Raw genomic sequence first — 26,667 nt, 5'->3', positions numbered from 1 at the left:
TTTTGAAAGGACGCGACGTGCCAAAAAAGTGCATTCTGCTATTACTGGACGGTCTGGGCGACCGCTCCTATGAAAGCCTTGGCGGACAGACGCCGCTGCAGGCAGCCCATACCCCGACCCTGGATAAGCTGGCAGCAGATGGTTCCAGCGGACTTTATCATCCCACCGTCCAGGGGCAGGCGCTGCCCAGTGAAAATGCGCATTTTTCCCTTTTCGGCTATGATATGGCGGATTTCCCCGGGAGGGGCGCTTTGGAAGCGCTGGGCGCCGGGGTTGATTTATTACCCTCCGATGTTGCGCTGCTGGCCCATTTTGCAAGCATTTCCCAGAGAAACAGGGTCCTTTGGCTCGATAACGAAAAGCCGGATGTGGATGCGAAATCGCTGGCCGGTTTAAACGATTGTATGTCATTTTTTGAAAGTGACGACGTGGCTGCGTCGTTTCATTCCACCGGGGGGATTCGCGGTATCATAAGGCTTCGCGGAGACGTATCCCCGTTTGTCACCGATTCGGATCCGATTACGGCCGGGCGTCCCCTGTCGGCTGTGCTGCCCTGGCAGGACTGCGGAGAGGACATGGCGGCCGCCCATAGAACAGCCAACGCGCTTCGGGGCTACCTGGTGTGGGCTTATGGGCGGCTTTCCGCCCACAAAGTAAATCATGCCCGGAAGCAGAAGGGGCAGGCGCCGGTCAATGGCCTTGTCAGCCAGAGGGCCGGCCGCTTAAAAAAGGTGGTTCCCTTTCGCCGAAAGTATGGGCTGCGGGGCCTTAGCATGGCATCGGGGCTGGTTTACCAGGGACTTGGCACATACCTCGGCATGGATATTAAAAAGGCAGCGGACACCGATGATGCCGGAGCCGATATCGAAGGCCGCCTGCGGACGGCCTTTGCCGGTATCAAGGACTATGATTTTTTCCATATACATACCAAAACCCCGGATGAAGCCGCTCATGAAAAGGACCCCATGCTGAAAAAAACGGTGATTGAATCGCTGGATGCAGGGATCGGCCGGGCTATCAGCCCGATGATGGATGACCCGGATATCCTCCTTGTGGTGACCGCAGACCACTCCACCCCGAGCGGCGGGCCCCTGATTCATTCCGGAGAAAGTGTTCCCCTTATCATGGCCGGCAGAGGGGTCAGAAAGGATACCGTATGCCGGTTTGATGAAATTCATGCCGCCCATGGCGCGCTGGGCGGGCTGCGGGGAAAAGAAATCATGTATTTGATCCTTAATCATCTGGATCGCGCCAAGCTTGGCGGACTTATGGATACCCCGGCGGACCAGCCATACTGGCCCGGGGATTATGAGCCGTTTCGCGTGGATTTTTCTTGAAATGTAAAATGCGGGTGAACCGATGAATAATACGCTTCAAACCAACGGGGCCGCAGCTTTTGATGTGGGCGTCATCCATGGCCGTTTTCAGATACTGCACAATGATCATCTGAAATATCTGCTGGCCGGGAAAGAAAAATGTGCGCATCTGGTCGTCGGCATCACCAATCCGGATCCGGTGCTGACCAAAACGGAGAACAGCGCCCCGGGCAGAGATGATCCGGCTGCCAATCCGCTTACCTATTATGAGCGCCAGCTTCTGGTCAGAACCGTTTTCCGCGAGCAGGGCATTTCTTCTGATGCATTTTCGATCGTGCCGTTTCCCGTTAATTTTCCCGACCTCTACAAGTATTACGTGCCCATGGACGCCGTGTTTTTTCTGACCATCTATGACGAATGGGGAAAAAGAAAGCTGGGGTATTTTTCCGACCTAGGCTTGGCCACGCATGTGCTTTGGGAGGTGCCGCCGGAGAAAAAGGGCTTGAGTGCCACTGATATTCGAACGCGAATGCTCGAAAAAGCGCCCTGGACCCACCTTGTGCCGCCGGCTGCGGCAAGACTTCTTACAGATTGGGATATCCGTGAACGCCTGGTCTATCTGACCCAGTAATCATAAATTAAGGCTTCAATCATTTGAAGGGATACGGATAATGCGGCCGGCAGAATTTCTCCAAGAACAGCACCAATAATACAGTTTTACCGCTTCCTTTTCTGATTTCCGTTTAGAATCACCTGCTTCTGCTTCTCCTTGCCGGCGGCTGTTTTCTCAACGAAAATGGGGCGGCCGGACGGCCAATCAGCCTCGGTGTGATACATCAGGGTGGCGATGGTTGACGGCGACGGGGTAAAAATCTGAACCTGCTCGGGCGTAAATTTAAGTTCAGTGCGGGCGAAATCCTTCAAACGCTGCATGTCTTTCAGGGTGCAGCCCGGGTAGGCGGCGATAAAATAACAGGTCAGAAACTGCTTTTTCCCTATTTGTCGGTTCTTTTTATGAAACCATTGGATAAATTGCCGGGTCTTTTCAATGTCCGGCTTTCCCATAAGCGACAGGATATGATCCTCTGAATGCTCCGGGGCGATCTTTAACTGGCCGGAGATGTGATGCTTGATCAGGGTTTCAAGATATCTATTCCCCTGATTGCGATCTGCCAGGATCAGGTCATGGCGGATGCCGGAGCCCACAAAGACCTTTTTGACGCCCGGAATTTTACGGATTTTCTCAAGGAGGCGCACCTGGCGGGTGTGATTGACCGGCATGTGCTTACAGGGCTCGGGCGTCAGGCAACGCTTGTTCCGGCAGGCCCCCTTTTCCAGCTTGCGCTTGCATTCAAAGCCATACATGTTGGCGGTCGGGCCGCCCACGTCCTGAATAATGCCTTTAAACTTTAGATGTTCGGTCAATTCCCGGGCTTCCCGCAATATCGAGGCCTCGCTTCGCCCTATAATTGTGCTCCCCTGGTGCACGGCAATGGCGCAGAAATGACATTCACCGTAGCAGCCCCGGTGGGTGGTGATGGAAAACCGGATGGTGTCCATGGCCTTGACGGCACCGAATGATAGATAATACGGGGCCACCTCGCGCTCATATCCGGCCTCGTAAATTCGGTCCAGTTCATCCGTGCTTGGCAGCACCTGCGGCGGATTGTGGACCAAGCAGCGGGTATCCTGCTGCTGCACCAATCCCTTTGCAGAAACCGGGTCATTGTTCTCATAAAAGGCCTGAAACATGCTTTGAAACGCCGATTGATCGGTTTTCACCGCTTCATGGCCGGGCAGTTCAATAAATCCCGCAGGCTTTTTTCCTGAAATATAGCAGATCCCCCGGATATCGGTCACCGGTTCGGCGGCTGCCAGGCGCGCGGCCAGATCAAGTACCGTTTTCTCCCCCATGCCGTAGACCAGGAGATCCGCCTTGGCATCAAACAAAACCGAACGACGGATGCGGTTGGACCAGAAATCATAATGCGAGATCCGCCGCAGGCTTGCCTCAATGCCACCCAACACAATAGGGACGGTCTGTTTAAAATACCGGCGGATCAGGTTGGTGTAGACGATGGTGGCCCGGTCCGGACGGCGGGTGTTCTGCCCGCCGGCAGTCAGGTCATCTGCTTTGCGCGGCTTTTTGGTGGGCGTATAGTTGGCGATCATCGAGTCCATGCACCCGGCGGTGACCCCCCAGAAAAGGGCCGGCTCCCCGAGCCGGGCAATATCCGCATCCGAATCCTTGTCCGGCTGGGCGATGATGCCCACACGATAGCCAGCATTCACAAGGGTTTTCCCGATCACCGCCACCCCGATATGCGGGGCATCGATGTAGGTGTCACCCGTGATCAGGATCACGTCGAGGCGCTCCCAGCCCAGGGCTCTCATCTCTTTTTTCGTGGTGGGCAGAAACATGGGTTTCCCTTAAAAAGCGATTTATGCCGCCGCGTCGGTATTTTTGCAGAAAGTAACTTTTGATTCGTGCTCGTACTCGTAATCGGCATCGAATATTTTCGAGTACGATTACGAGTACCGTCCCGCTAACGCGGGACTGAGTACGATCAAGTGCCTTAAAAGTCGATTGTGTGATGACGCGTTTATCTTTTAACCGACCGGGACCAGAGATACAGCGCAATGCCCGCGGCGGTGGCGGCATTAAGGGATTCCACACAATCGCTGACCGGAATCGCGACGCTGTTGGCCCGCAGATGTTTCGGCAGCCCGGTTCCCTCAACACCGGGCAGCAGGCCAAAAGCGTCCGGAAACACAAATTCGGAAATATCTTTTCCTTCGCCGGATAAAGCCGCTATCGGCAGATCAGCGGGCAGATCCGCAATGGACGGCCCCTGGTAAAGGCTGGCATAGAGCACTGCGCCGCCGGAGGCCCGGATTGCCTTCGGATGATAGGGATGGGCGCTTTCAGCCAAAAGAACGATGGTTTTGACCCCAAAGGCCACCGCGGAGCGGATCACCGCCCCCACATTTTCTGGATCCTGAAACGGCACCAGAAGCGTGCAGCCGCCCGCAAACCCCTCCTTTACATCCCATTTGCCGATGCGCGGGGTGGTGACCAGAAGCAGCGGCGACTGGGTGCCGTTTACGTCAAGGTCCTGAAAAAGCCTGGGGCTTAACTGATACCAGGAGAGAGCGCCCGGCGCTTCTTCCGGCGACGGCAGATGCTCGCCTTCGGAGATCCAGGCATCGCAGCGGTCCGGAAAATCCCTCATAATCTCCCGGACCTGCTTGGCGCCCGCAATCAACGCCTTTTCCTGTTTTTTAATGCCCCGGCTGGTCAACAGTTTTTTGAGCTCCTTAAACGTATCGTTCTGCTCGCTTTCAATTTTGCGAGCCGCATGTTTGCTCATGGCCCTTTTCTCCTTCTCCCACCCCGGCGCATCAATCCGCCGAAAAACCACCAGGCGCCGGTGATGCGGAGTATCAGGAATCTGGTAGGATTGATTTATCAGCAGCGTATAGGATTGGTTGAACCGGTCGCCGGCAGCGGAAATCTCATCATCACAGGCCGGCCCCTTCATAAAGACGGCCAGTCCGTCCTCGGCCAGGCACCCGTTGATGCGCAAAAGGGTTTTTTCAATGGACTCCACCGCCCGGGTAATCACGCCGGATACGGGCCGGGCAAATTTCGAAGTAATGCCATGGCCGACCACTGATATACTCTCAAGATTCAAAGTAGTTATGACGGTTTCTAAAAACTCCGCCCGGTGCTGCCGGCTTTCCGCCAGGATGATTTCCAGGTCCGGAAATACGATTTTCAGAGGAATCCCGGGCATACCCGGGCCGGTGCCGATATCTAAAAGCGGCGACGGGAGCTTCACCATCTGGCCGGGCAGGATGGAATCCACATAGAGCTTTTGCACCATGTTGGTGAAATTATGAATCCGGGTGAGGTTTAACTCCGGATTGTAACGGCGCAGCAGGTTGTGATAGGACCATAACTGATGCAGCTGGGCATCGGACAGAAAAATCCCGGCGCCCTCCAGCAGCACGGCCATGTCGGTCTGGCTGTGTTTCTTGGTATTCTGAAATTTGGATGGTTTTTTCATCAATATTTCTCGATTTGACCCCCACTTTAAAAAATCAAGCTTAACGCAATTGACAATAATGTCAAAACAGCATTACTTTCCTATTATTACCTAACCAACTCAATCAAAAATCACCATTTTAAATATTTACTGAACAACTAATCCATGACGTCTTCTGATTCTTATTTCTTTATACCCAGCTGGCCGGTTTTTTATGAAGACAACCATCTCCTGACCTTATATAAACCGGCCGGCCTGCTGGTGCAGGCGGATCAGACCAAAGATCCGTCACTCCTGGAGCTTGCCAAGAGCTGGCTGAAACAGCGGCATGAAAAACCCGGCCGGGTGTTTCTGGGGCTGGTCCATCGCCTGGACCGCCCGGTGGCCGGCGTCATATTATTTGCCCGCACATCAAAGGCGGCCGGCCGGTTAAGCGAACAGTTCCGGAGCGGGATAGTGGAAAAAAAATACACGGCTATTGTGGAAGGCACTATCAGGCAGGCTGCCGGTCATCTGGTACATTCAATTGAGCGCATCAACGGCAGATCCAGCCGGATCATGGACCAGCCCACCCCGAAATCCCGGGAAGCCCGGCTTTCTTATCAGGTGCTTGATACCGGCCAATCAAAAAGCCTGGTTGAAATCAACCTGGAGACCGGCCGGCACCACCAGATCCGGGCCCAGTTTGCCCATATCGGCCATCCCGTGCTGGGCGACCTCCGCTACGGCGCAGGCGCGCCGCTTCCGGAAAAACAGATCGCCCTTTGCGCCACCGAACTCTCGATCCTCCATCCGACCCTCAAGGACACCCGAACATTTACCGCCCCTTACCCCCATTGCTGGCCCTGGCCGACCCTCGACGACGATCAAAACGCGCCGCCCTGGAACTGGTCGGCCATTGCCCCACAAATAAAACCCTATATCGGCTGATTCAATAAAGCTCCCAAAGAATAGAATTTTTCTATTTCTGCGCACCAAATCATAGATATTAACAATTTGTAATATAGAATTTTATGATGTAAACGATTTTTTTTAACTATGGCACGATACATTTGATCTAACCTAAACCCCACAAACCTTGGGCTTATCACACGGGGGGGGGCGTTGGCCGCATTTATCGGTCGGCACGGTGGCCGACCCTACGAAATGCCGGCATGCCTTCGAAGGGCAGGCCACCGTGCCTGCCTAAAAAACAGAACAATGAAAGGCGGGAGGTTATGAAGAATTTTTTTGCTACACGATGGGGAATCATTGGCGTCGGGGCGTTTATCGGTGCCGTCGCACCTACTTCAGCGTCAAGGGGACTGCCACGCCGGAGCTTAGCTTTTTCATGCATTATGCCGCCGACCGTATCGGCCAGCAAGGGCGCGACAATTCGGGAATGGGCCTGGGCACGGGACTGGCTGTCCGGGATGCCTGGGTGACATACAAGGTTTTGGGCAATGACCTGATGATCCAGGCAGGGCGCATGTATATTCCGTTTACCCGGAATTACGGGACCACCTCCACCAAGGCGCTTTTAACCACGGAGCTTGATTGGGGTCAGGGCGGCATCCGGAGCGGGATTTTTTATCCCAGCAAGGTTGGCCGGGATGACAGCGTCACCCTATGGGGCAATGTGCTTGCGGAAGTTGTTATGCCGGATGCAAGCGGGGCTGAGGACACCAATGTTTACGGCGCTGGGTTAAATTACTATATCAAGGGCCTGGCCAACAAGCTGACCGCTGAATACACGCGGGTGGACAGCGACAATGACGAGATCGGCGAAACCGATATCATTACGGTCCAGGCGGCCTTCGGTTTTTAGTAGAAAAATATCGGTTTGATATGGCTAAAATTCAGAAGGAACTTGAAGAAGCAATCAACGCATAGCTTTACATACAAGTCGAGTCCTGCTATACAGTTTGACATCAAAAACAAATTGTCAGAGTTCTTCCTTCAGACCTGCCAAACCATTTCCCATACGAGGAGACCATCATGAGCAGACATGTACTAAAGACCCCCTTATGCGATATGCTGGGCATTGAATACCCAATTCTGAGTGCCGGCATGGGCCCCACACTGATCGGCGAAAACACCGGCGCCCCGGTGGAGCTGGTGGTGGCGGTATCCGAGGCCGGCGGTCTGGGCGTCCTGGGCGGCAGCGGCTTTACCGTCGAAGAACTTCGCGAGGCCATTCGGGAAATCAAGGCCCAGACGGACAAGCCGTTCGGCGTGGATCTGCTGCTGCCCAAAAGCCTGTCGGCGGAAGCCGATGCTGCGGCCTCCGGCGGCGGTCCCACGGAGATGCCCTTAAAAGATATCATCCAGACGATTCCGAAAGAGCACCTGGACTGGCTGAACCAAATGATTGAAGAGATGCAGCTGCCGGACGTGGACACCATCCTCCGCTTAAACACCACGACCATGCGGCCCAAGGAGGCGGTGGACGTCTGCATCGAAGAGAAAGTGCCCTTGTTCTGCGCAGGCCTTGGAAATCCGGGATTCATGGTGGAACGGGCCCATGCCGTCGGAATGAAAGTGCTGGGAATCACCGGCAATTCAAAAAACGCCAAACGCATGGCCGATTCCGGCATTGATCTGCTGGTTGCCCAGGGCCACGAAGGCGGCGGTCATACCGGGCGCATCGGGACCATGGCGCTTTTACCTGCGGCCATTGACGCGGCCCACCCGGTACCCGTGCTTGGCGCCGGGGGTATCGGAGACGGCCGCGGCGTTGCCGCCGCTTTGGCCATGGGATGCACCGGCGTCTGGATCGGCACCCGGTTTCTGGCCACCGAAGAGGGCGGCGCCCTTGATATCAACAAACAATTGATTGTCAAATCGACCGATGAGGACACCCGGGTCAGTACCGCCTATACAGGCAAAACCCTGCGGGCGAACTACAGCAAATTCCATGATCTTTGGAATCAGTCAGGCCTGGAGCCGCTGCCGTTTCCGGCCCAGGTGGTTGTCTCCTCTTATCTTCTCTCCGCCTTTATTGAAGCCGGCAAAACCGATTATGTCGGGGGACTGGCCGGTCAGGTCTCGGGGATTATCCATGACATCAAGCCCGCCCGGCAGGTTGTGGAAGAGATGGTAGCCGAGACCGTGGATATCCTCTCCCGGAAAATGCCGGAAACTGTCCGGATGGAATAAAAAACCCAAAGAATTTAAATGCATAATAGTCTTCTATGGTTATGTTTTAATATGTTTGCCCGAAACAACGATTCAATTTGACAACACCTGATAATTAATTGTAGGTGTCCGAAAACAAAAAAACAAGGAGGTTAATTATGAACGGCGTGAACTCAGCCAATGATATTGATTTTACAATTGATAAGGACAATCTTTACCGGGAAGAATCCATTACCGATCTAAAAGTGGCGTCCATCCGGAAAATGGTGCCGGTTAACCCGGACGGCACGGAGGATACCAACCGGAACCCGGTATTTATCGGCAACTCGCAGCTCATGACCCCGGAAGGGCCGCTGCCGCTCCAGGCCAAACTAAACGCCACTACCATGGATGAGGCCATGAAGGAGTTTCCGCAGGCCATGAAGCAGTCGCTGAATGAAACAATCGAACACCTGCGAAATATGCAGCAGGAACAGCAGCAACAGCCTCAGCAGAGCGATTCCCGGATTATTACCCCCCGGTAAGCCTGAAAGTTCGGGGGTATGGCTGACAGCTACCCCCGTTCCTTGCCCGTCCGGCGTAATTACACCCGCTTTTCGGGATACCATCCCTGCATCCAAAAACCGCAAACAAACCGATTAAACGAGCGTATGGAAACAGATCGCTTTATTGCCGCTATATCCGAAGAATTAACGCTCAACCCCGGTCAGGTCGAAGCAGCCGCCTCCCTGCTTGAGTCGGGCGCCACTATCCCGTTTATCGCCCGCTACCGGAAGGAGGCCACCGGCAGCCTGGATGAAGTGGCGGTAACCGCTATTCGGGACCGGCTGAACCAGCTGAAAGAGTTGTCGGACCGAAAAGAGACCGTGCTTAAATCCCTTGAGAAAAACGGGCACCTGACCGATGAGCTCAAGCAGAAAGTCCTTGCGGCCGATTCCCTGGCCACGCTTGAAGACCTGTATCTGCCCTACAAACCCAAGCGCCGGACCAAAGGGGTCATCGCCCGGGAAAAAGGGCTTGAGCCGCTGGCCACAGCTCTTTTCGAGCAGACCGGCAAGGATCCGCAGGCGGCGGCCGACCCCTTTATTGATCCGGAAAAAGGCTTTAACACCATTGACGAGGCCCTTTCCGGCGCCCGGGACATCATCGCCGAAACGGTCAATGAAAACGAGGACGCCCGGGCCGCCCTGCGGGAGATTTTCTTTACCAAGGGAATCATTAAAAGCTGGGTTGCCGCGGATATGGCGGAAAAAGGCGCCAAATACCGGGATTATTTTGACTGGGAAGAACCTTTGACCGCTATTCCCTCGCACCGGATGCTGGCCATCCGGCGGGGGGAGACCGAGGATATTCTCCATTTCCGTATTCAGCCGGATGCGGACCAGGCGACGGCCCTGCTTGAATCGCTTTTCGTTAAAGGCGACGGCCCGGATGCCGAACAGGTGCGGCAGGCGGTTAAAGACGCCTATAAACGGCTGCTTTCCAATTCCATGGAAACCGAAGCCCGGATCCGGGCCAAAAAAACCGCAGACACCGAAGCCATACGCATATTTGCCGAAAACCTCCGGCAGCTCCTGCTGGCCCCGCCCCTGGGCACCAAACGGGTCATGGGCATTGACCCGGGCTTTCGCACCGGCTGCAAGGTGGTCTGCCTGGACGCACAGGGCAAGCTCCTGCTCACGGATACCATCTATCCCCATATGTCGGAAAAACAGAGAGCCGCCGAAAGAGACAAAATCAAGTCTTTATGTGAGACGTATCAAATTGAAGCGGTGGCTGTGGGAAACGGTACAGCCGGCCGGGAAACCGAGGCCTTTGTCAAGGCCATTGAGTTCTCCCCGCCCCCGCAGGTGGTCATGGTCAATGAAAGCGGGGCGTCGGTCTATTCCGCATCCGAGGTGGCCCGGGAGGAATTTCCAAATCACGACTTGACCGTCCGGGGCGCGGTCTCCATCGGCCGCCGGCTCATGGATCCCCTGGCGGAGCTGGTCAAGATCGACGCCAAATCCATCGGAGTGGGCCAATATCAGCATGATGTGGATCAGAAGGCCTTAAAGCAGGCCCTGGATGATGTGGTGATGAGCTGTGTGAACGCCGTGGGCGTTGATTTAAACCGGGCCAGCGCCCAGCTCTTGACCTATGTTTCCGGATTAAACGCCGCAATTGCGAAAAACATTGTCGCATACAGGGAAGAAAACGGCCCCTTTGCTTCCAGGCAGGCACTGATGAAGGTGTCCCGGCTGGGACCCAAGGCGTTTGAACAATGCGCCGGGTTTTTGCGCATTCCGGACGGGGACAATCCCCTGGACGCCAGCGCCGTGCATCCGGAGAGCTATCCCATAGTGGATCAAATGGCGGCTGATCTGGGCGCTGCCGTGAAGGATCTGATGCATAGTCAGAATTTACGGGAAAGAATCGATATTTCCGCCTATGTAACAGATGCAGTGGGCCTGCCGACGCTCCGGGACATAATGGCGGAGCTGGCCAAGCCCGGCCGCGATCCGCGGGAAAAATTCGAGGCTTTTTCCTTTGCCGAAGGCGTGGAAACCCTGGATGACCTGAAACCCGGTATGAGGCTTCCGGGAATTGTGACCAATATCACCGCATTCGGCGCGTTTGTGGACATCGGCGTCCACCAGGACGGCCTGGTCCATATCAGCCAGATGGCCGACAGATATGTGAAAAACCCGGCGGACATCGTCTCGGTGCATCAAAAAGTCCAGGTAACAATCATAGATATTGACCGGCCGAGGAACCGGATTTCTCTGTCTATGAAAACAGATGCGGGGCTGTCCCCCGCCCCGGACCGGGGAAATACCGAAAAAACGGAAAAACCCCGGAAATCCCGTCCCCAAAAAAAGCCGAAAACAAATAAGCCCGAAACCTTCAATAATCCGTTCGCTGATGCCTTCAGAAAAAAGGGGTTGAAATAATCTTCAGATCACGGCTAATTTGTTCTAACTGCAAAATCCATACCCCCGGTGCTGTTAACGCTAAGGTTGGGATTCGTTTTCTTCGCTATCGGGATCGAAATCGGAATCAAAATCGCTATCGGGATCGAAATCGATGCTGTAGACTTCCTGATCCTCTCGAACTTGGTATCCTCTTCCGCCGAGACGGCTGAGCATCGCGGCCATACGGTCGAGTTCATCCTTGCGGTTCCGGCTTTCCATCTTGTCCAGCGCCTTGCCGACAACCAGCACATCTTGAATCGCCGCGCACTCAAGCGCGGAGCCACGAGCGATTTCGAAATAACGCCTTCGGTCGGCTTCCGCGGTCTTGCCATTACCTTCGGCGATATTGAGCGGTATCGACTGGCTGGCCCGAAGCCATTGATCCCGGGCGGGCCGATGGACTCCGTTCAGGCTGTCGGCCTTCTCGTAAACCCATGCAACGTAGCCTATTGAAAGGCGATAGACGTCCAGTTTTTCACGTCCAAGGGTCATATTTTTTTCGATCCCGATCCCGATAGCGATTTCGATTTGGATACAGAACAAATTAGCCCTGATCTTCAGATAATCCTGCTTGACTAATAAGCCCGTTATTGCATAAACTAACGAAAATAATCAATGCCAACCGCCAACCATGGGATGACATTATGGCTGATACCAATTACCGGGTGTTAATGACAGGCGAACTAAGCCAGGGCAAATCCATTGAAGAGGTCAAACCGCGTCTGGCCAAACTCTTTAAAACCACGCCTGAAAAAATCGACGGGCTTTTAAAGCGCAATAATGTCGTTATCAAAAAGGATACCGACATTGAAACCGCCCGGAAATACGTGCGGGCCATTGAATCCGCGGGCGCTGTCTGCCGCATGGATCCGCCGGCGCCGGAAGCCGTGACACCCCGGCAGCAGGCGGCGGCCCCGCCTGAGGAACCGGCGGCCAGGACAGAACCCCGCGTGGTGCCCATCCACTTGAGACACAAAGAGGAAGAACGCTTTTCCCCGCAAATGCTGGATAAGATATCCGCCTCAGCCAACGGCCTGAATTTAAATATACCGGATTTTGAGGATGTGGCCTATGATCGGATCACCGCCCTAACCGCCTATACGGTGGATGATAAAAACACCCTGCTCCTCTTTATTGACGAACAGGCGCGGCCTGTAGCCTGCCATATCGAAAACATCAAGTACGATGATTTTCCCATTAAACAGCTGGAAAAACCCATCGCCTTGTTTCGAAACTTTCTCTATTACCTGTGCCGGCAAAACCCCTCGCTCTTTCTTGAGGAAACCACATTTGACTTTTTATCCGGCAGTCAGCTGCAAACACTGGATGCGGCAAAAGTGAAAAAACTCGCCACTAACATGGGCATGCTGATCGAGTCCGGGGATATGGCCGGCCAGGCATAAGCTGCACCGGCCGACCAGGCGGCCCTGGGTCGATCAAACCTCTGCTGCCGGCAGATAAAGGGTCACGGTGGTGCCTTCTCCGGGTGTGGAGTCCACTGTAATGCCGCCTTTATGCCGCTTTATTGTGGCGTATACGGTGGTAAGGCCCAAACCCTGGCCTTTGTTGGCGGGGGTTTTTTGAGTGGAAAAATAGGGGTCAAAGATTTTATCGATCTGCTCCGCCGGGATCCCCACCCCGGTGTCTGACACATTGATCTTTACATACTTGCCCGGTGCCAGGGGTTTGCCCTTATCCGGAAGACCGTGCTCCAGTTCGATGTTTTTGGCGGTAACCGTGATGGTGCCGCCATCGACCAGGGCGTTTTCCGCATTGGACAAGAGGTTTTCCATCACCTGCAGCATCTGATCATAGACAAAGGCCGCCCGGTAGAGGCCGCCGGCGATCTGGAGTTTATAATGAATCCGGTCCGAGGTATCGATCCGGCTGCTCAGGGCGTGCTGTATCATCTCGGCAATGGAACCCTTGGATTTTGCAGCAGGCGGTCTTTCGGAGAGCTCAAGGAACCGCCGGATCAGCTGCTTGGCTTCCAGGCAGGCCCGGTAGGCCCGATCGAGCTGTTTTGCCTGGCCTGTATCCGTAAAACTCTGGGCCAGCTCGATGCTTCCCATGATGGTAAAGAGCAGGTTGTTAAAATCATGGGCAATGCCGCCGGAGAGTTTGGCCACCGCTTCCATCTTCTGGGCCTGCCGGAGTTCGGCCTCCAATAGGTTCTTCTGCTCCTCCGCCTCCTTAAGCTCGGTCACATCATGGATGGTTCCCTGGTATCCGCAAATGCGGCCGCCGGCATCCTTTACCGGCAGGGCGGTGATCAACGCGTGGACCACCGAGCCATCCTTTCGCAGCAGATCAACCGGAAAGCGATCCGCCATCCCCTCCCGCGCAACCTTTTCCTGAAGCCGTTTCCGGTCCTCCTGATTTTTATACAGATTCTGGACCGGCACCTGCATGAATTCCTCTTTGGAGGCATAGCCAAACATGTCCAGGGCCGCATCATTGGACTCTAAAATGGTGCCGTCCAGCGCGGTAATATAGATACAGTCCAGGGCGGTTTCAAAAAAATTGCGGTACTTTTGCTCACTTTGCCTCAGCTCATCCTGCATCTGCTTGATCTCGGTAATATCGGTGGCATACCCGATAATGGCGATGATCGTCCCGTCCGTATCACGGAAGGGGAATTTATACGTATGCGCCCAGCGCTCGCCGGCAGGGGTTTCATAGGAGAGAAACATCCGTTTTTGGGGGGTTCCGGTCTCAATAATATCCGCATCATTACGCATCAAATGACCGGCTGTCCGGGGAAACAGGTCTTTAACCCGTTTTCCCTCAAAATCGGCTTTTTTCATATTAAATTGCGCCACAAATGTTTCGTTGACGCAAACAATGCGGCCCTGGGTATCCTTGCAGTAGATCAGTGCGGGAAGCGCATCAAAAATGCTCTCAAGGGAGGCTTTATGGGCTAACAGGGTTTTGACCCGGGGCGCGTGCATAAATAATCACCGCTGAATATGAGGCAACTGCATAGTACGGTAAATCAGCTCTATTAACATTCCAACTCAGTAATTAATAAATTTCGCCCCTTTTTTCAAGGAAAAAAAGAAAATATATGCGTAAAAATCTATTAGTCAATTTACACGTGACCGAGTACGAACAATCAGTTGATGGACTCGTGAAAAGTCGATTCTGGGACGGCAAAGAAAAAAGTTCAAGATCGCGGCGCGCAAATCCCGAGGAATGCAGAGTACTTACTCGTACGTAAAATTCCGAGGGATGCAGCGCAACAAAGATATTGGACTTTTTGCGAAGCCGTCAATCAGTTACAAATCCGGCACCGATTCAGGATACACCTGCCCGCCGGCGCTGATTTTAAAGACATAAATCAGACCGGGCCGAAGTTTTTTATAAACCGCATTGCCGTAAACCGCCTTGATCCCATGTTTTTCCAGGGCTTCCGGATCATTGGCCAGATTCCAGATCGCATCCCAGAACATCTCCTGCGCATCCACCGGCAGCTGATCCAAAAAATCCGCATACCGGGCCGGCGCCCGGGCGGCCGTCTCTATGGGATATCCCTCGGAAGGCGCCATGTACTCGCCGTAAACCCTTCGCCATAAGTACAGGGCCCGCTTGCCGCCGCCCATCACCATCTGGTCATCAAATGTCACGATGAGCGCATCAAAGTGCACCACATCGCCTTCAATGGTATACTGCCGCGTAAGCACCTGCTCCTGCTTGTTGTCCCGGGCGGTTTCCACAAACCGGAGCGTGGTATAAAGGGTGCCGTTTTTCGTTTCCTGACCAATCACCTTGGCATAGCCGATCTGATCCGTATGGGTCAGGTTGGCAATGGCCTGCTTGAGTTTCCGGTTGTTTTCAAACAGGTCATGGACCGTTTTGGTGCCGTAAAACAGGGCGCCCCCGAAAATTCCGGCCAGTACCAGAAGAAGCAGGATCACCACCCGCATAAACACGGCCCCCCTATTGCTGCTCATTTGCATCCGACATCCCCACTTTCTTGAAACTGGCCTTCATACGGGGTCGCTGATACAGATACGACGCCCTAAAATTTAGAGACGTATATTTTACCGCCATTACCAGGCTATTGTAAAGCACAAGGCGGCAAATCGGCACGGCTAATTTGTTCTAACCGCAAAATCCATACCCCCGGTCCTGTTAACGCTAAGGTTGGGATTCGTTTTCCTCGGGATCGAAATCGCTATCGGGATCGAAATCGATGCTGTAGACTTCCTGATCCTTTCGAACTTGGTATCCTCTTCCGCCGAGACGGCTGAGCATCGCGGCCATACGGTCGAGTTCATCCTTGCGGTTCCGGCTTTCCATCTTGTCCAGCGCCTTGCCGACAACCAGCACATCTTGAATCGCCGCGCACTCAAGCGCGGAGCCACGAGCGATTTCGAAATAACGCCTTCGGTCGGCTTCCGCGGTCTTGCCATTACCTTCGGCGATATTGAGCGGTATCGACTGGCTGGCCCGAAGCCATTGATCCCGGGCGGGCCGATGGACTCCGTTCAGGCTGTCGGCCTTCTCGTAAACCCATGCAACGTAGCCTATTGAAAGGCGATAGACGTCCAGTTTTTCGTGTCCAAGGGTCATATTTTTTTCGATCCCGATCCCGATAGCGATTTCGATTTGGATACAGAACAAATTAGCCCTGGGCAAATCGGACGGTAAATTTTTCAGGCAGGCAGGGCGGCCGCATAACGGGCTTTTTCAAAAAATCCGGCGGTTTCGCTTTGCTTGACAATCTCATTATATTCCATATAATAATAAAGTTAATTGAAATCCTGGTAAAATAATTTTATCGGGAGGCCACCGGCCGGTTCGCCGGCCAAATTCAATTCTTTGCCCAATAACGACAAATATTTAAAGAATACCCCCTATTGAATTTTCACCCGGACAACTGTGAATGCTTCTTCTGCACCACCACCGTGCACGCCGGATTTATTTCCACCCGGATCGCGGGGACCGACGGCGTGTCCCTGGAAACCCTAAAATTGGCTAACGTCCTTGAAAAACAGGGGATAAAATCCTTCTATTTTGCCGGGGAACTCGAGACCCCGTCCCAACGCTCCTACCTGTGCGAAAAGGCGCATTTTAAAAATCCCCCGCCCCAGCCGGATGAATTCGCCTCGGATGTCCGGAAGTCCTTTGGCATCAAAGACGATGAATACTTTATTCTGCAGCCCACCCGGGTGATCAAGCGAAAGGGCATCGAGCTTGCCATTGAACTGGACGGCTATGTCAATACCAAGGCCATTGAGCAGGCCAAAAGGGTGCTGAAGGATGAAATGTATGGCAAGCACATGGTCGAGCATAACTATAATGTGGCCAGCCGCTTTTACTCCTATGCCGTGCTGGAGCAGAAGCTCTCAGGCGTCATCCAGTCAGTGGCACCCCTGCCGCAGTTAACATGTGATAACCAACCGGCCAAAAACCCGAAGCAAAATGCTCAGTGAGCTGACCATCAAAAATTTCGCCATCATTGATGATTTGACCATCCGGTTCTCGGATGGACTCACCATCCTAAGCGGCGAGACCGGGGCGGGCAAATCGATTATTATCAATGCGGTAAATCTGCTTTTGGGCAGCCGGGCGTCGGCCAGGATGATCCGGACCGGGGCGGAAACTGCGGAACTTTCGGCGCTGTTTCATCTTCCGGAAAACAGCCCGGCCCGGCAGGTGCTTTCGGAAAACGGCTATGAGGAACCGGAGGAACTCCTGATCCGGCGGATTATCTCCAGCCGGGACCGGCATAAAATTTATATCAATGACCGGCTTGCCACCATGCAGCTGCTCTCCGCGGTTACGGACAACCTGGCCGCCATCTCCGGGCAGCACGAGCACCAGCGGCTGCTCAAAGAATCCCAGCATTTGTTGATTCTGGATCAGTTTGCGGGGCTGATGCCGCTTCGCAAAAAAATTTATGATAGCTATCACGACATCGTTCCCCGGATTGAAAAACTAAACGATCTCAAAAATTCCCGGCAGCAGCAGGATGAACGCATTGAACTGCTCAGCTATCAGAAGCAGGAGATCGATGATGCCGCCATTGCCGCGGATGAGGATGCACAGCTAAAAGACGAGCTTTCCCGGCTAAAACATGCGGAGATGCTTTATCAAACAGTCTGCCAGGGGACGGAGACCCTATACAGCGCGGAGGGCGCGGTGTATGAGCGGCTGTCTGAAATCTGTAAATCCCTTGAAAAGGCTGCAGACATTGATTCCGGACTCTCCCCATCATCGGAGGCCCTGGCGGATATTGCCTTTCGGGTGGAGGATGTGGCCGATCAGCTGCGGGGCTATGCCGACCGCATCAGTTTTGACAACCGGCGGCTGGAGGAAATCGAGTCCCGGCTGGATTATTTGACCCGGCTTAAGCGAAAATACGGGGGGAGCCTTGAGGCGATATTCGATTACCGGGAAAAAATTGAACATGAGCTCTCCGACCTGGAAAACCTATCGGGCGAGATTTCCGAAACGGAAAAGGCAATAGAAACAAAGAAAACGCATCTGGCACAGCTCTGCCAAACCCTCTCCGAACATCGCCGGCAGGCAGCCGATGGGCTTTCCAGAAAAATCGAGGCCGAACTCCACTCCCTTAAAATGAAAAACACCCAATTTTCCGTTGTGTTTGAAGAAATCCCAGCCAGCCAGGCCCAATCCCCGTATTTGCGCGTGGACCAGACCGGCATCTCCGAGACGGGGATGGAACGGGCCAAATTCATGATCGCCCCCAATCCGGGGGAGGACCTGCGGCCGCTTTCCGCCATTGCCTCGGGCGGTGAGCTCTCCCGCGTCATCCTGGGGCTTAAGGCCATCATGGCGGATACGGACACGCCATCGACGCTTATCTTTGACGAAGTGGACGCCGGCATCGGCGGCGAAGTAGCGGAAATGGTGGGCAAAAAACTGGCCGAGCTCGCCCGGCTCCATCAGGTGGTCTGCATCACCCACCTGGCCCAGATCGCCAAGTTCGGTGACCATCACCACAAAATATCCAAGGAAATCCGTGCCCGCCGAACCCGGACCCTTATCCAGGAGCTTTCCCACGAGGAGCGGGTGGAGGAGACTGCCCGTATGATCAGCGGCGCGGAAATCACCCAAACCACGCGCCAGCATGCCCGGGAGATGCTGGACAAGCGGAGAAAAGTCTCAAGCATAAACTAACTCATCCGTTAGCATGTAACGGCACGGTGGCCGACTCTACAAAATGTCGCCAATCGCGAAGGGAGGGCCAGCGTGCCTGCCTGAAAAATTGGTGGAAGCAATTTACCGTGCTGAAAATGCATCTTCCTCGCCCCGGGAAGGCAAAAATTATCCGGCCCTGCCATAAACCCTTGACCCTTTATCCAGGGTAGGATATAAATATTTGTTTTTTAGCTTAAATGATTGTTTTGTCAACCATCAAACAAATCAGCGTTCAGGGATATCCAAGATGACTGAGTACGCCACACTGACAATTGACGGAAAAACACTGGAGCTGCCGGTCATTACCGGTACGGAAGGCGAAAAGGCCGTTGACATTCGGGCGCTTCGGCAGAAAACCGGATATGTGACCTTTGACCCCGGCTACGGCAATACCGGCGCCTGCAAAAGCCAGATCACCTTTATGAACGGAGAGCAGGGTATTTTGCGCTACCGCGGCATTCCCATCGAGGAACTGGCCGCAAACTCAACCTTTGTGGAGACCGCCTATCTCCTGATCAACGGCCGGCTGCCGACCCGCAAGGAGCTGACCCGGACCAGCGTGATGTTAAATGACTTTTCCCTGGTTCACGAGGATATGCAGAATTTCTATCAGAACTTTCCCCGGGCCTCGCATCCCATGGGGATTCTGTCCGCCATGGTCAATGCGCTGCGAAGCTTCTACCCGGAACTGGTGGAAACCGACGAGCAGGTTGAATTGATTTTCCTGCGCCTTCTCTCCAAGGTGCGCACCATGGCGGCCATGTCCTATAAAATATCCCGGGGGCACAAGGTGATCTATCCGCGCCCGGATTACACCTATTGCGCCAATTTTCTCCACATGATGTTTGACACGCCGGTCAAGCCCTATGTGATCGACCAGGACCTGGTGCAAGCGCTAAATGTGTTCTGGATTCTGCACGCCGATCATGAACAGAACTGTTCCACCTCAGCGGTCAAAACCGTGGGCAGCGCCCAGGCCAATATCTTTGCCTCGCTGTCCGCCGGCATTGCCGCGCTTTGGGGGCCGCTGCACGGGGGCGCCAACCAGGCGGTGGTGGAGATGCTGTCCAAAATCTGGCAGGAAGGACTGGCCATTGAAGAGGTGATCACCCGGGCCAAGGACAAGACCGATCCGTTCCGGCTCATGGGATTCGGGCACCGGGTCTATAAAACCTATGATCCGCGCGCCAAGATCATGAAAACGGTGTGCGACAAGGTGCTGCCCAAGTTAAATATTAAAGATCCGCTGCTGGACATCGCGAAAAGACTTGAAGAGATTGCATTGAGCGATGCCTATTTCATCGACCACAACCTGTATCCCAACGTGGACTTCTACAGCGGTATTCTGCTTAGAGCCATGGGGATTCCCACCAACATGTTCACCGTGATGTTTGCCATCGGGCGGCTGCCGGGCTGGCTGGCCCAGTGGAAGGAAAACCGGGTTGATCCGGAACAGAAGCTCTGCCGGCCCCGCCAGATCTACACGGGCCCCAATCAGGCGCCGTATATACCGATCAAGGATCGGGCGTGATTTTTAATGGACTCGTAAAAGGGCGATTCCGGGACGGCAAAGAAAAAAACTGAGATTGATGGAAGCCATTTGGAAAGATTTGACAAGATAAGTGGGCTCCATGGAATCTAAACCTCCTTATGCAACCTAAATTGCCTCAGCCCCACGGTAAATTTGTTCTATCTATTTTTCAGGCGGGCACGGTGGCCCGCCCTTCGCGACAATGCCGACATTTTGTAGGGTCGGCCACCGTGCCGACCTTACATGCGAGAAACCCCATGGTTATGGGGTTGTTCGCCAGAACAAATTCACCGTGGCCTCAGCCCAGTCAAACAGAAAAGCCCGTAATCCGGGACTCTGCCCCATCCCCTTAAGTCACCCCCACATCCTGTGCTTCCCCATTCTTGACGGCTTTTTACGAGTCCATCATTCTTACTGATTAATATTTTTTCCACAAATGCTTTTGGTGAACCTAAATTTATTGGATAGACGGACTCAGAAGAACTATATTCATAAAATGACGGACCATAATTTCGCACAAGGTAAGGAGAAAAATTTATGAATGATGATAACAAACAACTGGTTATGGGATCCACTGCCAAGGGCGGCATGTCGAACCGGGACTGGTGGCCGAACCAGTTGAACTTAAGGATTCTTCACCAGCATTCTGCCAAGAGCACCCCCATGGGCGAGGCATTTAACTACTCTGAAGAATTCAAGAAACTTGACCTGTCGGCCTTAAAGAAGGACCTCTATGCGCTGATGACCAACTCGCAGAACTGGTGGCCGGCCGATTACGGTCACTACGGGGGGCTCTTCATCCGTATGGCATGGCACAGCGCAGGCACCTACCGAATGGGCGACGGCCGCGGCGGCGGAGGGACCGGAAACCAGCGCTTTGCGCCCCTCAACAGCTGGCCCGACAACGTAAACCTCGACAAGGCGCGCCGACTGCTCTGGCCCATCAAGCAGAAATACGGCAGGAAAATCTCCTGGGGCGATCTCATGATCCTGGCCGGCAACTGCGCACTCGAGTCGATGGGATTCAAGACCTTTGGTTTTGCCGGCGGGCGTGAGGACATCTGGGAGCCGGAAGAAGATGTCTACTGGGGCGCCGAAGAAGAATGGCTGGCTACGAGCGACAAGCCCAAGAGCCGTTACAGCGGTGATCGGGATCTGGAGAACCCCCTGGCGGCCGTGCAGATGGGCCTGATCTACGTGAATCCCGAAGGCCCGGACGGAAATCCGGATCCGGTCGCCTCCGGCCATGACGTCCGGGAGACCTTCGCCCGAATGGCCATGAACGACGAAGAGACCGTCGCGCTTGTCGCCGGCGGGCATACGTTTGGAAAATGTCATGGCGCAGGTGATGCCGCGCATGTGGGTCCTGACCCAGAGGCCGCCCCCATTGAGGAACAGGGACTCGGCTGGAAGAGCAGCTTCGGCAGCGGCAAGGGCGGCGATACCATCGGCAGCGGCATCGAGGGCGCATGGAAACCGAACCCCACCCAGTGGGATATGGGCTATCTGAAAGTGCTGTTTAAATATGAGTGGGAACTGACCAAGAGCCCGGCCGGGGCGAATCAATGGCTGGCCAAGGACGTGGATGATGAAGACATGGTGGTTGATGCGCACGATCCCTCGAAGAAACATCGGCCGATGATGACCACCGCGGACCTCTCGCTGAAGTTCGATCCGACCTACGAGCCGATCGCCCGGCGCTACCTGGAAAACCCCGAGGAATTCGCGGATGCATTCGCCCGCGCATGGTTCAAGCTGACCCACCGCGACATGGGCCCCCGTTCGCGCTATCTCGGCCCGGAGGTCCCGGCTGAGGAACTGATCTGGCAGGACCCGGTACCTGCGGTCGATCATGAATTGATCGACGCCCAGGACATCGCAGACCTCAAGGGCAAACTCCTTGGCTCGGGCCTGTCGATCTCCCAGCTGGTCTATACCGCCTGGGCGTCGGCGTCAACATTCCGCGGCTCCGACATGCGCGGCGGCGCAAACGGGGCGCGTATTCGTCTGTCGCCGCAGAAGGATTGGGCAGCCAACCAGCCCGAACAGCTTGCCTCGGTGCTGGAAACCCTTGAGGGCGTCCAACAGGCGTTCAACAGCGCTCAGTCCGGCGGAAAGAAGGTGTCGCTCGCTGACTTGATTGTTCTGGGCGGCTGTGCCGGTGTCGAGCAGGCGGCGAAGAATGCCGGTCACGATGTGACCGTTCCATTCACCCCGGGACGTACGGATGCCTCCCAGGAGCAAACGGACGCGGCGTCATTTGCGGTGCTCGAGCCTGCTGCTGACGGATTCCGTAATTACCAGAGAGCCAAGTTTGCCGTATCGGCCGAGGAGCTGCTGATTGATCGGGCGCAGCTGCTGACGCTGACAGCTCCTGAGATGACGGTTCTGGTTGGTGGTATGCGCGCTTTGAATGCCAACTTCGGGCAGTCCCCGCACGGCGTCTTCACCAAGCAGCCGGAGTCGCTCACCAATGACTTCTTCGTAAATCTGCTCGATATGCGCACGGAGTGGCAGTCAACCGGCGAAGACGCAGACATATTCGAGGGGCGTGATACCGAAAGCGGCGAACTCAAGTGGACCGGCACCCGCGTTGACCTGATCTTCGGTTCGAACTCACAGCTCCGCGCCATAGCAGAAGTCTACGCATGTGAGGACGCCCAGGAGAAGTTCGTACACGACTTTGTAGCGGCATGGAACAAGATAATGAACCTTGACCGTTTCGATCTTGCCTGATCGCAGGCAGAAACGCTCACAGAAGCTGTCAGTAACATATGAGCGCGGCGTTTCAATACAATGTGAAAGGCCGCGCTTTTTTTGACATAGCCTCCCTGCTGCCATTGATCTCCGGGGCATAACCTCAACAGATCATTCCCAATGACTGTCCGCCAGGGCATAGGTAATCACCGGATCATCGGTCATCCGGGAAATCCGGCCGGCGTTTTCCAGATAGCGCAGGTGGGAAATCGCTTCCCCCGTGGCAAACCACTTCTGGGCCGGGGGAAAGGCCTCCCAGTTTTCGGCCTCAATATCCCATGTCATGTAAGAAGCTGTCTCAAAACCGTTTAGCGGGGATTTTTCAGCCAAAATCTCGATCACCTCTTCCAGACGATTGTAGTGGTGGGCTTTTAACTCATCAATGCGCGCCCGGCAGTCTTCAAACAGCCGGCGATGGCCGGGCAGCACCATATCAACATCCAGGGCGCGGGTCTTGTCCAGGCTTTCCAGGTAGCTTTCCAGGGGATCGTCTTCTTCTGTCCAGCACTGAATATTGGGCGTGATATCGATTAAAATATGATCGCCGGCGATTAAAATCTTTTTTTCCGGTTCATACAGGCACATATGGCCCCGGGTGTGACCCGGCGTGTGCAGGCAGGTAAATTGATAGCCGCCCACCTGCATCTGCTGGCCGTCGGTCAGAATGCTAAGCGGCGGCCGCCAGTCCGTGCCGAATTTGCGGCCCGGGTGTTTGTTGAGCGATTGCCGCAGGGTCTCCTCGGACAGGCCGTTTTTTACGGCATATTGGATCATCGGCTCAAACCCCTGCCAGTTTTCGATGATTTCCGCATCCGGACGGTTGAAAAACACGCGGGTGTTTTCATTGGCCAGTTTAGCGACCAGGCCAAAATGATCCGCATGCAGGTGGGTGATAAAAATATCCGCCTGATTGAGGTCCAGGCCGATTTCGGCCAGACCCTCGTGCATGGCGGTCAGGCATGCGTCATGGTTCAGCCCCGTGTCTATGATCAGGCTGCGCGGCTCTGCCTTTATCACATATGAGTTTAAATATTTGAGCGGGGTATCGGGCAGCGGGACCTGTATCCGAAAAAGATTGGGAAATATTTCTTCTGCCATGGGCTGGCGCTCCTTTTGGGTTTTAGAATAAATGGTAAAAAATTAAATACGCCGAATCCGCTTTTTTTTCAACCGCCATCTTTTTTTGAACGGAATTCAGTTCTTGCCCCAATGAATCCCTGTTGAAAATTTTGCATAGATCCATTACTTCATCCGTTAAGGTTTTATCATATTTTTACCAATCCCTCTGCGCTCTTAGAGTCTTTGCGGGAGCAAGTTATCAGATGAGCCCCATGACCACGGACTATTCATACATCACAGTCGCCGTCCCGCTGCCGGTTTACGGCACTTATACCTATGCGGTCCCCGAACCCATGCAGCCCCTGATTGATAAGGGCAAACGCGTGCTCGTGCCCTTCGGCAGCCGGAAAGTGAGCGGTTATGTGATCGGCCCGGCCGAGCCCCCGGAGGTTGCCGGCATCAAGCCGATTGAAGACATCCTGGATGCCACGCCCTTGTTTCCGGCGGAGATGCTCCCGTTTTTTCAATGGATTGCCGATTATTATGTGCATCCCATCGGCGAGGTGATCTCAGAGGCCCTGCCCGGCGGGATCAACCTCGGGGAGTACCTGACGCTCACCCGCACGGAAGCCGGCCAAAAAGCGGCCGCGGATAACTCAACAGCCGATACCGACCGCGAAATCTTAAACGCCATCGGCAATCAATCCCTTCGGATAACAGAAATCGAAAAATGCCTGGGCTTAAATATTTCCCAGGCCGCCATCCACCGGATGGAAAAATACGGCTGGATAGAACGCCGCCGCGAAATCCGGGGCGGCCGCACCCGGCCGAAAACCGAACGCCATGTCGCGCCCAGCCCGAATATGCCGGATACGGCGGCGCTATCCGAGGCCAAACGAGAAATCCTTGAAACGATTCAATCCACAGGCGAAATTTCCACGCAGTCGCTCAGCCAGAAAGCCCCTAACGCCGGCCGGCATTTAAAAGCCCTTCAGGAAAAGGAATTTATTCAAATTTTTGAAAAAGCCGTTTACCGGGACCCGTTCGGCGAAACGGTCACGCCGGACACCCCGCCGGCCCTTACCCTGGATCAGCAGCACGTGCTCTCGGAGGTTTCCCGGGAAATCGGCAAGGGATTTTCCGCCTTTCTGCTGGCCGGGGTGACAGGGAGCGGCAAGACCGAGGTTTATATGCAGGCCGCAGCCAATGCCTTAAACTTAGGCTTCAACGTCCTTATCCTGGTGCCGGAGATCGCCCTGATCTCGGAAATTGAGCGCCGGTTCCGGGCCCGGTTCGGGGAATGCGTGGCGGTGCTTCACTCCGGGCTTTCCGCGGGCGAACGCTATGACCAGTGGATGCGGATCGTAAACAAAGAAAGCCCCATTGCCATTGGCGCCCGCTCCGCCATCTTCGCCCCGTTTACCGATCCGGGGCTGATTATCGTGGACGAGGAGCACGACGCCTCATACAAGCAGGAATCCCGGTGCCGCTACAATGCCCGGGACCTGGCGGTGGTCCGGGCCAAGCAGGCTGACGCGGTGGTTCTGCTGGGATCGGCCACCCCGTCCATCCAATCGATCTATAACGTGGCCGCCCGCAAGTTCCGCGAGGTGAACCTCAAACACCGGATCTACCGGCAGCCGCCCCCGGATATTCAGCTCATTGATCTGCGGGAGCACCAGGACATGCGGGGCATCCGGCGCATCATCACCACACAGATGATTTCAGCCGTCAGAGAAACCCTGGCCCGCGGCGAGCAGGTGCTGCTGTTCTTAAACCGCCGGGGGTTTGCCAGCTTTCCGGTATGCGCCGTCTGCGGGGAGGCGGTAAAATGCAAAAACTGCGACATCACGCTGACCCTCCACAAAGGCATCAACGCGTATAAATGCCATCTTTGCGGCTATACCCGCCCATCTGCGGCCAAATGCGAAATCTGCGGAGCGCCAAGCATCAAGCAGCTGGGTCTGGGCACGGAAAAAATCGAGGAAATGGTCACCAACCTCTTTCCCGAGGCCCGGGTGGCCCGAATGGATCGGGATACCACAAAGCGCAAAGGTGCCCTGGTCAAAATTTTAAAGGATCTGCGGGAGCAAAACATCGACATCCTGGTGGGCACTCAGATGGTGGCCAAGGGCCATGATTTCCCGAACATCACCCTGGTGGGGATTATCTGCGCGGATCTGTCGCTTAATTTTCCGGATTTCCGGGCCGGAGAGACCACCTTTCAAATCCTTGCGCAGGTGGCGGGCCGGGCCGGCCGCGGAACACAGCCGGGAACCGTGCTGCTCCAAACCTATAACCCGGAGAATTTCAGCATTACCGCGGCCCGGCACCAGGATTTCATGAACTTTTACAAGGAAGAGATCAAGTTTCGAAAAACCTTCAATTACCCGCCCTATGCCCGGATGATCCAGCTTAAAATCTCCGGCCGGGATTTCGAAAAAACAAAAACGCACGCGGCCGCCATCGGTGAAAAGTGCCGAAAGCTTAAGCAGTCCGCGCCCGCTTTTCAGAATACGATCCAGGTGTTCGGCCCCATCGAAGCGCCGCTCTCGCGCATCGCCAACCGCTACCGATGGCAGATCCTTTTAAAATCCGCCTACACAAAACCGCTTCACGAATTCATCCGCTCCCTGATCTTTGAAAACGGCGTTGCCTTAAATCATAAGGATGCCCGCATGGCCATCGATGTGGATCCGATGATGATGATGTGA

20 protein-coding genes are annotated in these 26,667 nt (G+C 54.7%); 13 read left to right on the top strand and 7 right to left on the bottom strand.

The window, feature by feature from the left end:
- Positions 1–17: 17 nt before the first annotated feature.
- Together U5L07_16925 and U5L07_16920 are read left to right on the top strand one after the other, a co-directional pair.
- Complete coding sequence (locus tag U5L07_16925) at positions 18–1,337, top strand: alkaline phosphatase family protein (protein MDZ7833430.1); 1,320 nt, start codon at positions 18–20, stop codon at positions 1,335–1,337.
- 22 nt (positions 1,338–1,359) lie between these two features.
- Positions 1,360–1,947: a nicotinate-nucleotide adenylyltransferase gene (locus tag U5L07_16920; GenBank protein ID MDZ7833429.1), complete on the top strand. Its 588-nt coding sequence runs from the start codon at positions 1,360–1,362 to the stop codon at positions 1,945–1,947.
- An 86-nt stretch (positions 1,948–2,033) separates the two neighbouring features.
- Here the strand turns inward: U5L07_16920 and U5L07_16915 are convergent, their stop codons facing one another.
- On the bottom strand, positions 2,034–3,737 hold the full coding sequence (locus tag U5L07_16915) for a YgiQ family radical SAM protein (protein ID MDZ7833428.1): 1,704 nt from the start codon (positions 3,735–3,737) through the stop codon (positions 2,034–2,036).
- Positions 3,738–3,919: 182 nt separating this feature from the next.
- Positions 3,920–5,386: a 16S rRNA (guanine(527)-N(7))-methyltransferase RsmG gene (gene rsmG, locus U5L07_16910; protein ID MDZ7833427.1), complete on the bottom strand. Its 1,467-nt coding sequence runs from the start codon at positions 5,384–5,386 to the stop codon at positions 3,920–3,922.
- A gap of 144 nt (positions 5,387–5,530) precedes the next feature.
- Between rsmG and U5L07_16905 the strand changes: the two genes are divergently transcribed.
- From U5L07_16905 to U5L07_16885, 5 genes are all read left to right on the top strand, one after another.
- Positions 5,531–6,295, top strand: a complete 765-nt coding sequence (locus tag U5L07_16905; protein MDZ7833426.1) for an RNA pseudouridine synthase — start codon at positions 5,531–5,533, stop codon at positions 6,293–6,295.
- Between the two features lie 310 nt (positions 6,296–6,605).
- Entirely contained in the window at positions 6,606–7,172 is a 567-nt protein-coding gene (locus U5L07_16900; protein MDZ7833425.1) for a porin, read from the top strand.
- 170 nt (positions 7,173–7,342) lie between these two features.
- On the top strand, positions 7,343–8,503 hold the full coding sequence (locus U5L07_16895) for a nitronate monooxygenase (protein MDZ7833424.1): 1,161 nt from the start codon (positions 7,343–7,345) through the stop codon (positions 8,501–8,503).
- Positions 8,504–8,640: 137 nt separating this feature from the next.
- On the top strand, positions 8,641–9,006 hold the full coding sequence (locus tag U5L07_16890; protein MDZ7833423.1) for a cytoplasmic protein: 366 nt from the start codon (positions 8,641–8,643) through the stop codon (positions 9,004–9,006).
- Positions 9,007–9,132: 126 nt separating this feature from the next.
- On the top strand, positions 9,133–11,415 hold the full coding sequence (locus tag U5L07_16885; GenBank protein ID MDZ7833422.1) for a Tex family protein: 2,283 nt from the start codon (positions 9,133–9,135) through the stop codon (positions 11,413–11,415).
- 60 nt (positions 11,416–11,475) lie between these two features.
- On the opposite strand, the gene U5L07_16880 is transcribed toward U5L07_16885, so the two are convergent.
- Entirely contained in the window at positions 11,476–11,979 is a 504-nt protein-coding gene (locus tag U5L07_16880; GenBank protein MDZ7833421.1) for a four helix bundle protein, read from the bottom strand.
- 101 nt (positions 11,980–12,080) lie between these two features.
- On the opposite strand from U5L07_16880, the gene U5L07_16875 reads away from it, so the two are divergent.
- Entirely contained in the window at positions 12,081–12,839 is a 759-nt protein-coding gene (locus U5L07_16875) for a hypothetical protein (GenBank protein ID MDZ7833420.1), read from the top strand.
- A 33-nt stretch (positions 12,840–12,872) separates the two neighbouring features.
- On the opposite strand, the gene U5L07_16870 is transcribed toward U5L07_16875, so the two are convergent.
- The 3 genes from U5L07_16870 to U5L07_16860 all read right to left on the bottom strand — a co-directional run bounded on the left by U5L07_16870 (position 12,873) and on the right by U5L07_16860 (position 16,062).
- Positions 12,873–14,387: a PAS domain S-box protein gene (locus U5L07_16870; protein ID MDZ7833419.1), complete on the bottom strand. Its 1,515-nt coding sequence runs from the start codon at positions 14,385–14,387 to the stop codon at positions 12,873–12,875.
- A gap of 327 nt (positions 14,388–14,714) precedes the next feature.
- The gene (locus U5L07_16865) at positions 14,715–15,389 is read right to left on the bottom strand and encodes a hypothetical protein (protein MDZ7833418.1); all 675 of its coding nucleotides are present in this window, start codon (positions 15,387–15,389) and stop codon (positions 14,715–14,717) included.
- A gap of 187 nt (positions 15,390–15,576) precedes the next feature.
- Entirely contained in the window at positions 15,577–16,062 is a 486-nt protein-coding gene (locus U5L07_16860; protein ID MDZ7833417.1) for a four helix bundle protein, read from the bottom strand.
- A gap of 236 nt (positions 16,063–16,298) precedes the next feature.
- On the opposite strand from U5L07_16860, the gene U5L07_16855 reads away from it, so the two are divergent.
- The 4 genes from U5L07_16855 to katG all read left to right on the top strand — a co-directional run bounded on the left by U5L07_16855 (position 16,299) and on the right by katG (position 22,873).
- Positions 16,299–16,874 carry a hypothetical protein gene (locus U5L07_16855; protein ID MDZ7833416.1) on the top strand — a complete coding sequence of 192 codons (576 nt, stop codon included), beginning with the start codon at positions 16,299–16,301 and terminating at the stop codon, positions 16,872–16,874.
- Positions 16,864–18,585, top strand: coding sequence for a DNA repair protein RecN (gene recN, locus U5L07_16850; GenBank protein MDZ7833415.1), 1,722 nt, complete (start codon positions 16,864–16,866; stop codon positions 18,583–18,585). Before U5L07_16855 ends, recN begins: the two co-directional genes overlap by 11 nt.
- Positions 18,586–18,853: 268 nt before the next feature.
- Positions 18,854–20,137 carry a citrate synthase gene (locus U5L07_16845; GenBank protein ID MDZ7833414.1) on the top strand — a complete coding sequence of 428 codons (1,284 nt, stop codon included), beginning with the start codon at positions 18,854–18,856 and terminating at the stop codon, positions 20,135–20,137.
- A 537-nt stretch (positions 20,138–20,674) separates the two neighbouring features.
- Positions 20,675–22,873, top strand: a complete 2,199-nt coding sequence (gene katG / locus U5L07_16840) for a catalase/peroxidase HPI (protein MDZ7833413.1) — start codon at positions 20,675–20,677, stop codon at positions 22,871–22,873.
- A gap of 132 nt (positions 22,874–23,005) precedes the next feature.
- Here the strand turns inward: katG and U5L07_16835 are convergent, their stop codons facing one another.
- Entirely contained in the window at positions 23,006–23,992 is a 987-nt protein-coding gene (locus U5L07_16835) for an MBL fold metallo-hydrolase (protein MDZ7833412.1), read from the bottom strand.
- A gap of 224 nt (positions 23,993–24,216) precedes the next feature.
- Here U5L07_16835 and priA point away from each other — a divergent pair, with 224 nt between their 5' ends.
- Positions 24,217–26,667 (top strand): primosomal protein N', encoded by a 2,451-nt coding sequence (gene priA, locus U5L07_16830; protein ID MDZ7833411.1) that lies wholly within the window; start codon positions 24,217–24,219, stop codon positions 26,665–26,667.

It is taken from the genome of Desulfobacterales bacterium (genome assembly GCA_034520365.1).
Classification (GTDB): domain Bacteria; phylum Desulfobacterota; class Desulfobacteria; order Desulfobacterales; family Desulfosalsimonadaceae; genus M55B175.
The sequence above is the reverse complement of the archived record's forward strand: the minus strand, read 5'-3'. Positions and strand labels throughout refer to the sequence as shown.

Excerpts from the sequence above, each read along its gene's own strand:
- U5L07_16920 (MDZ7833429.1), top strand. The coding sequence starts at position 1,360 with ATGAATAATACGCTTCAAACCAACGGGGCCGCAGCTTTTGATGTGGGC.
- U5L07_16900 (MDZ7833425.1), top strand. The coding sequence starts at position 6,606 with ATGGGGAATCATTGGCGTCGGGGCGTTTATCGGTGCCGTCGCACCTAC.
- U5L07_16905 (MDZ7833426.1), top strand. The coding sequence starts at position 5,531 with ATGACGTCTTCTGATTCTTATTTCTTTATACCCAGCTGGCCGGTTTTT.
- recN (MDZ7833415.1), top strand. The coding sequence starts at position 16,864 with ATGCTCAGTGAGCTGACCATCAAAAATTTCGCCATCATTGATGATTTG.
- U5L07_16895 (MDZ7833424.1), top strand. The coding sequence starts at position 7,343 with ATGAGCAGACATGTACTAAAGACCCCCTTATGCGATATGCTGGGCATT.
- U5L07_16875 (MDZ7833420.1), top strand. The coding sequence starts at position 12,081 with ATGGCTGATACCAATTACCGGGTGTTAATGACAGGCGAACTAAGCCAG.
- rsmG (MDZ7833427.1), bottom strand. The coding sequence starts at position 5,386 with ATGAAAAAACCATCCAAATTTCAGAATACCAAGAAACACAGCCAGACC.
- priA (MDZ7833411.1), top strand. The coding sequence starts at position 24,217 with ATGAGCCCCATGACCACGGACTATTCATACATCACAGTCGCCGTCCCG.
- U5L07_16835 (MDZ7833412.1), bottom strand. The coding sequence starts at position 23,992 with ATGGCAGAAGAAATATTTCCCAATCTTTTTCGGATACAGGTCCCGCTG.
- U5L07_16890 (MDZ7833423.1), top strand. The coding sequence starts at position 8,641 with ATGAACGGCGTGAACTCAGCCAATGATATTGATTTTACAATTGATAAG.
- U5L07_16870 (MDZ7833419.1), bottom strand. The coding sequence starts at position 14,387 with ATGCACGCGCCCCGGGTCAAAACCCTGTTAGCCCATAAAGCCTCCCTT.
- U5L07_16845 (MDZ7833414.1), top strand. The coding sequence starts at position 18,854 with ATGACTGAGTACGCCACACTGACAATTGACGGAAAAACACTGGAGCTG.
- katG (MDZ7833413.1), top strand. The coding sequence starts at position 20,675 with ATGAATGATGATAACAAACAACTGGTTATGGGATCCACTGCCAAGGGC.
- U5L07_16885 (MDZ7833422.1), top strand. The coding sequence starts at position 9,133 with ATGGAAACAGATCGCTTTATTGCCGCTATATCCGAAGAATTAACGCTC.
- U5L07_16865 (MDZ7833418.1), bottom strand. The coding sequence starts at position 15,389 with ATGAGCAGCAATAGGGGGGCCGTGTTTATGCGGGTGGTGATCCTGCTT.
- U5L07_16915 (MDZ7833428.1), bottom strand. The coding sequence starts at position 3,737 with ATGTTTCTGCCCACCACGAAAAAAGAGATGAGAGCCCTGGGCTGGGAG.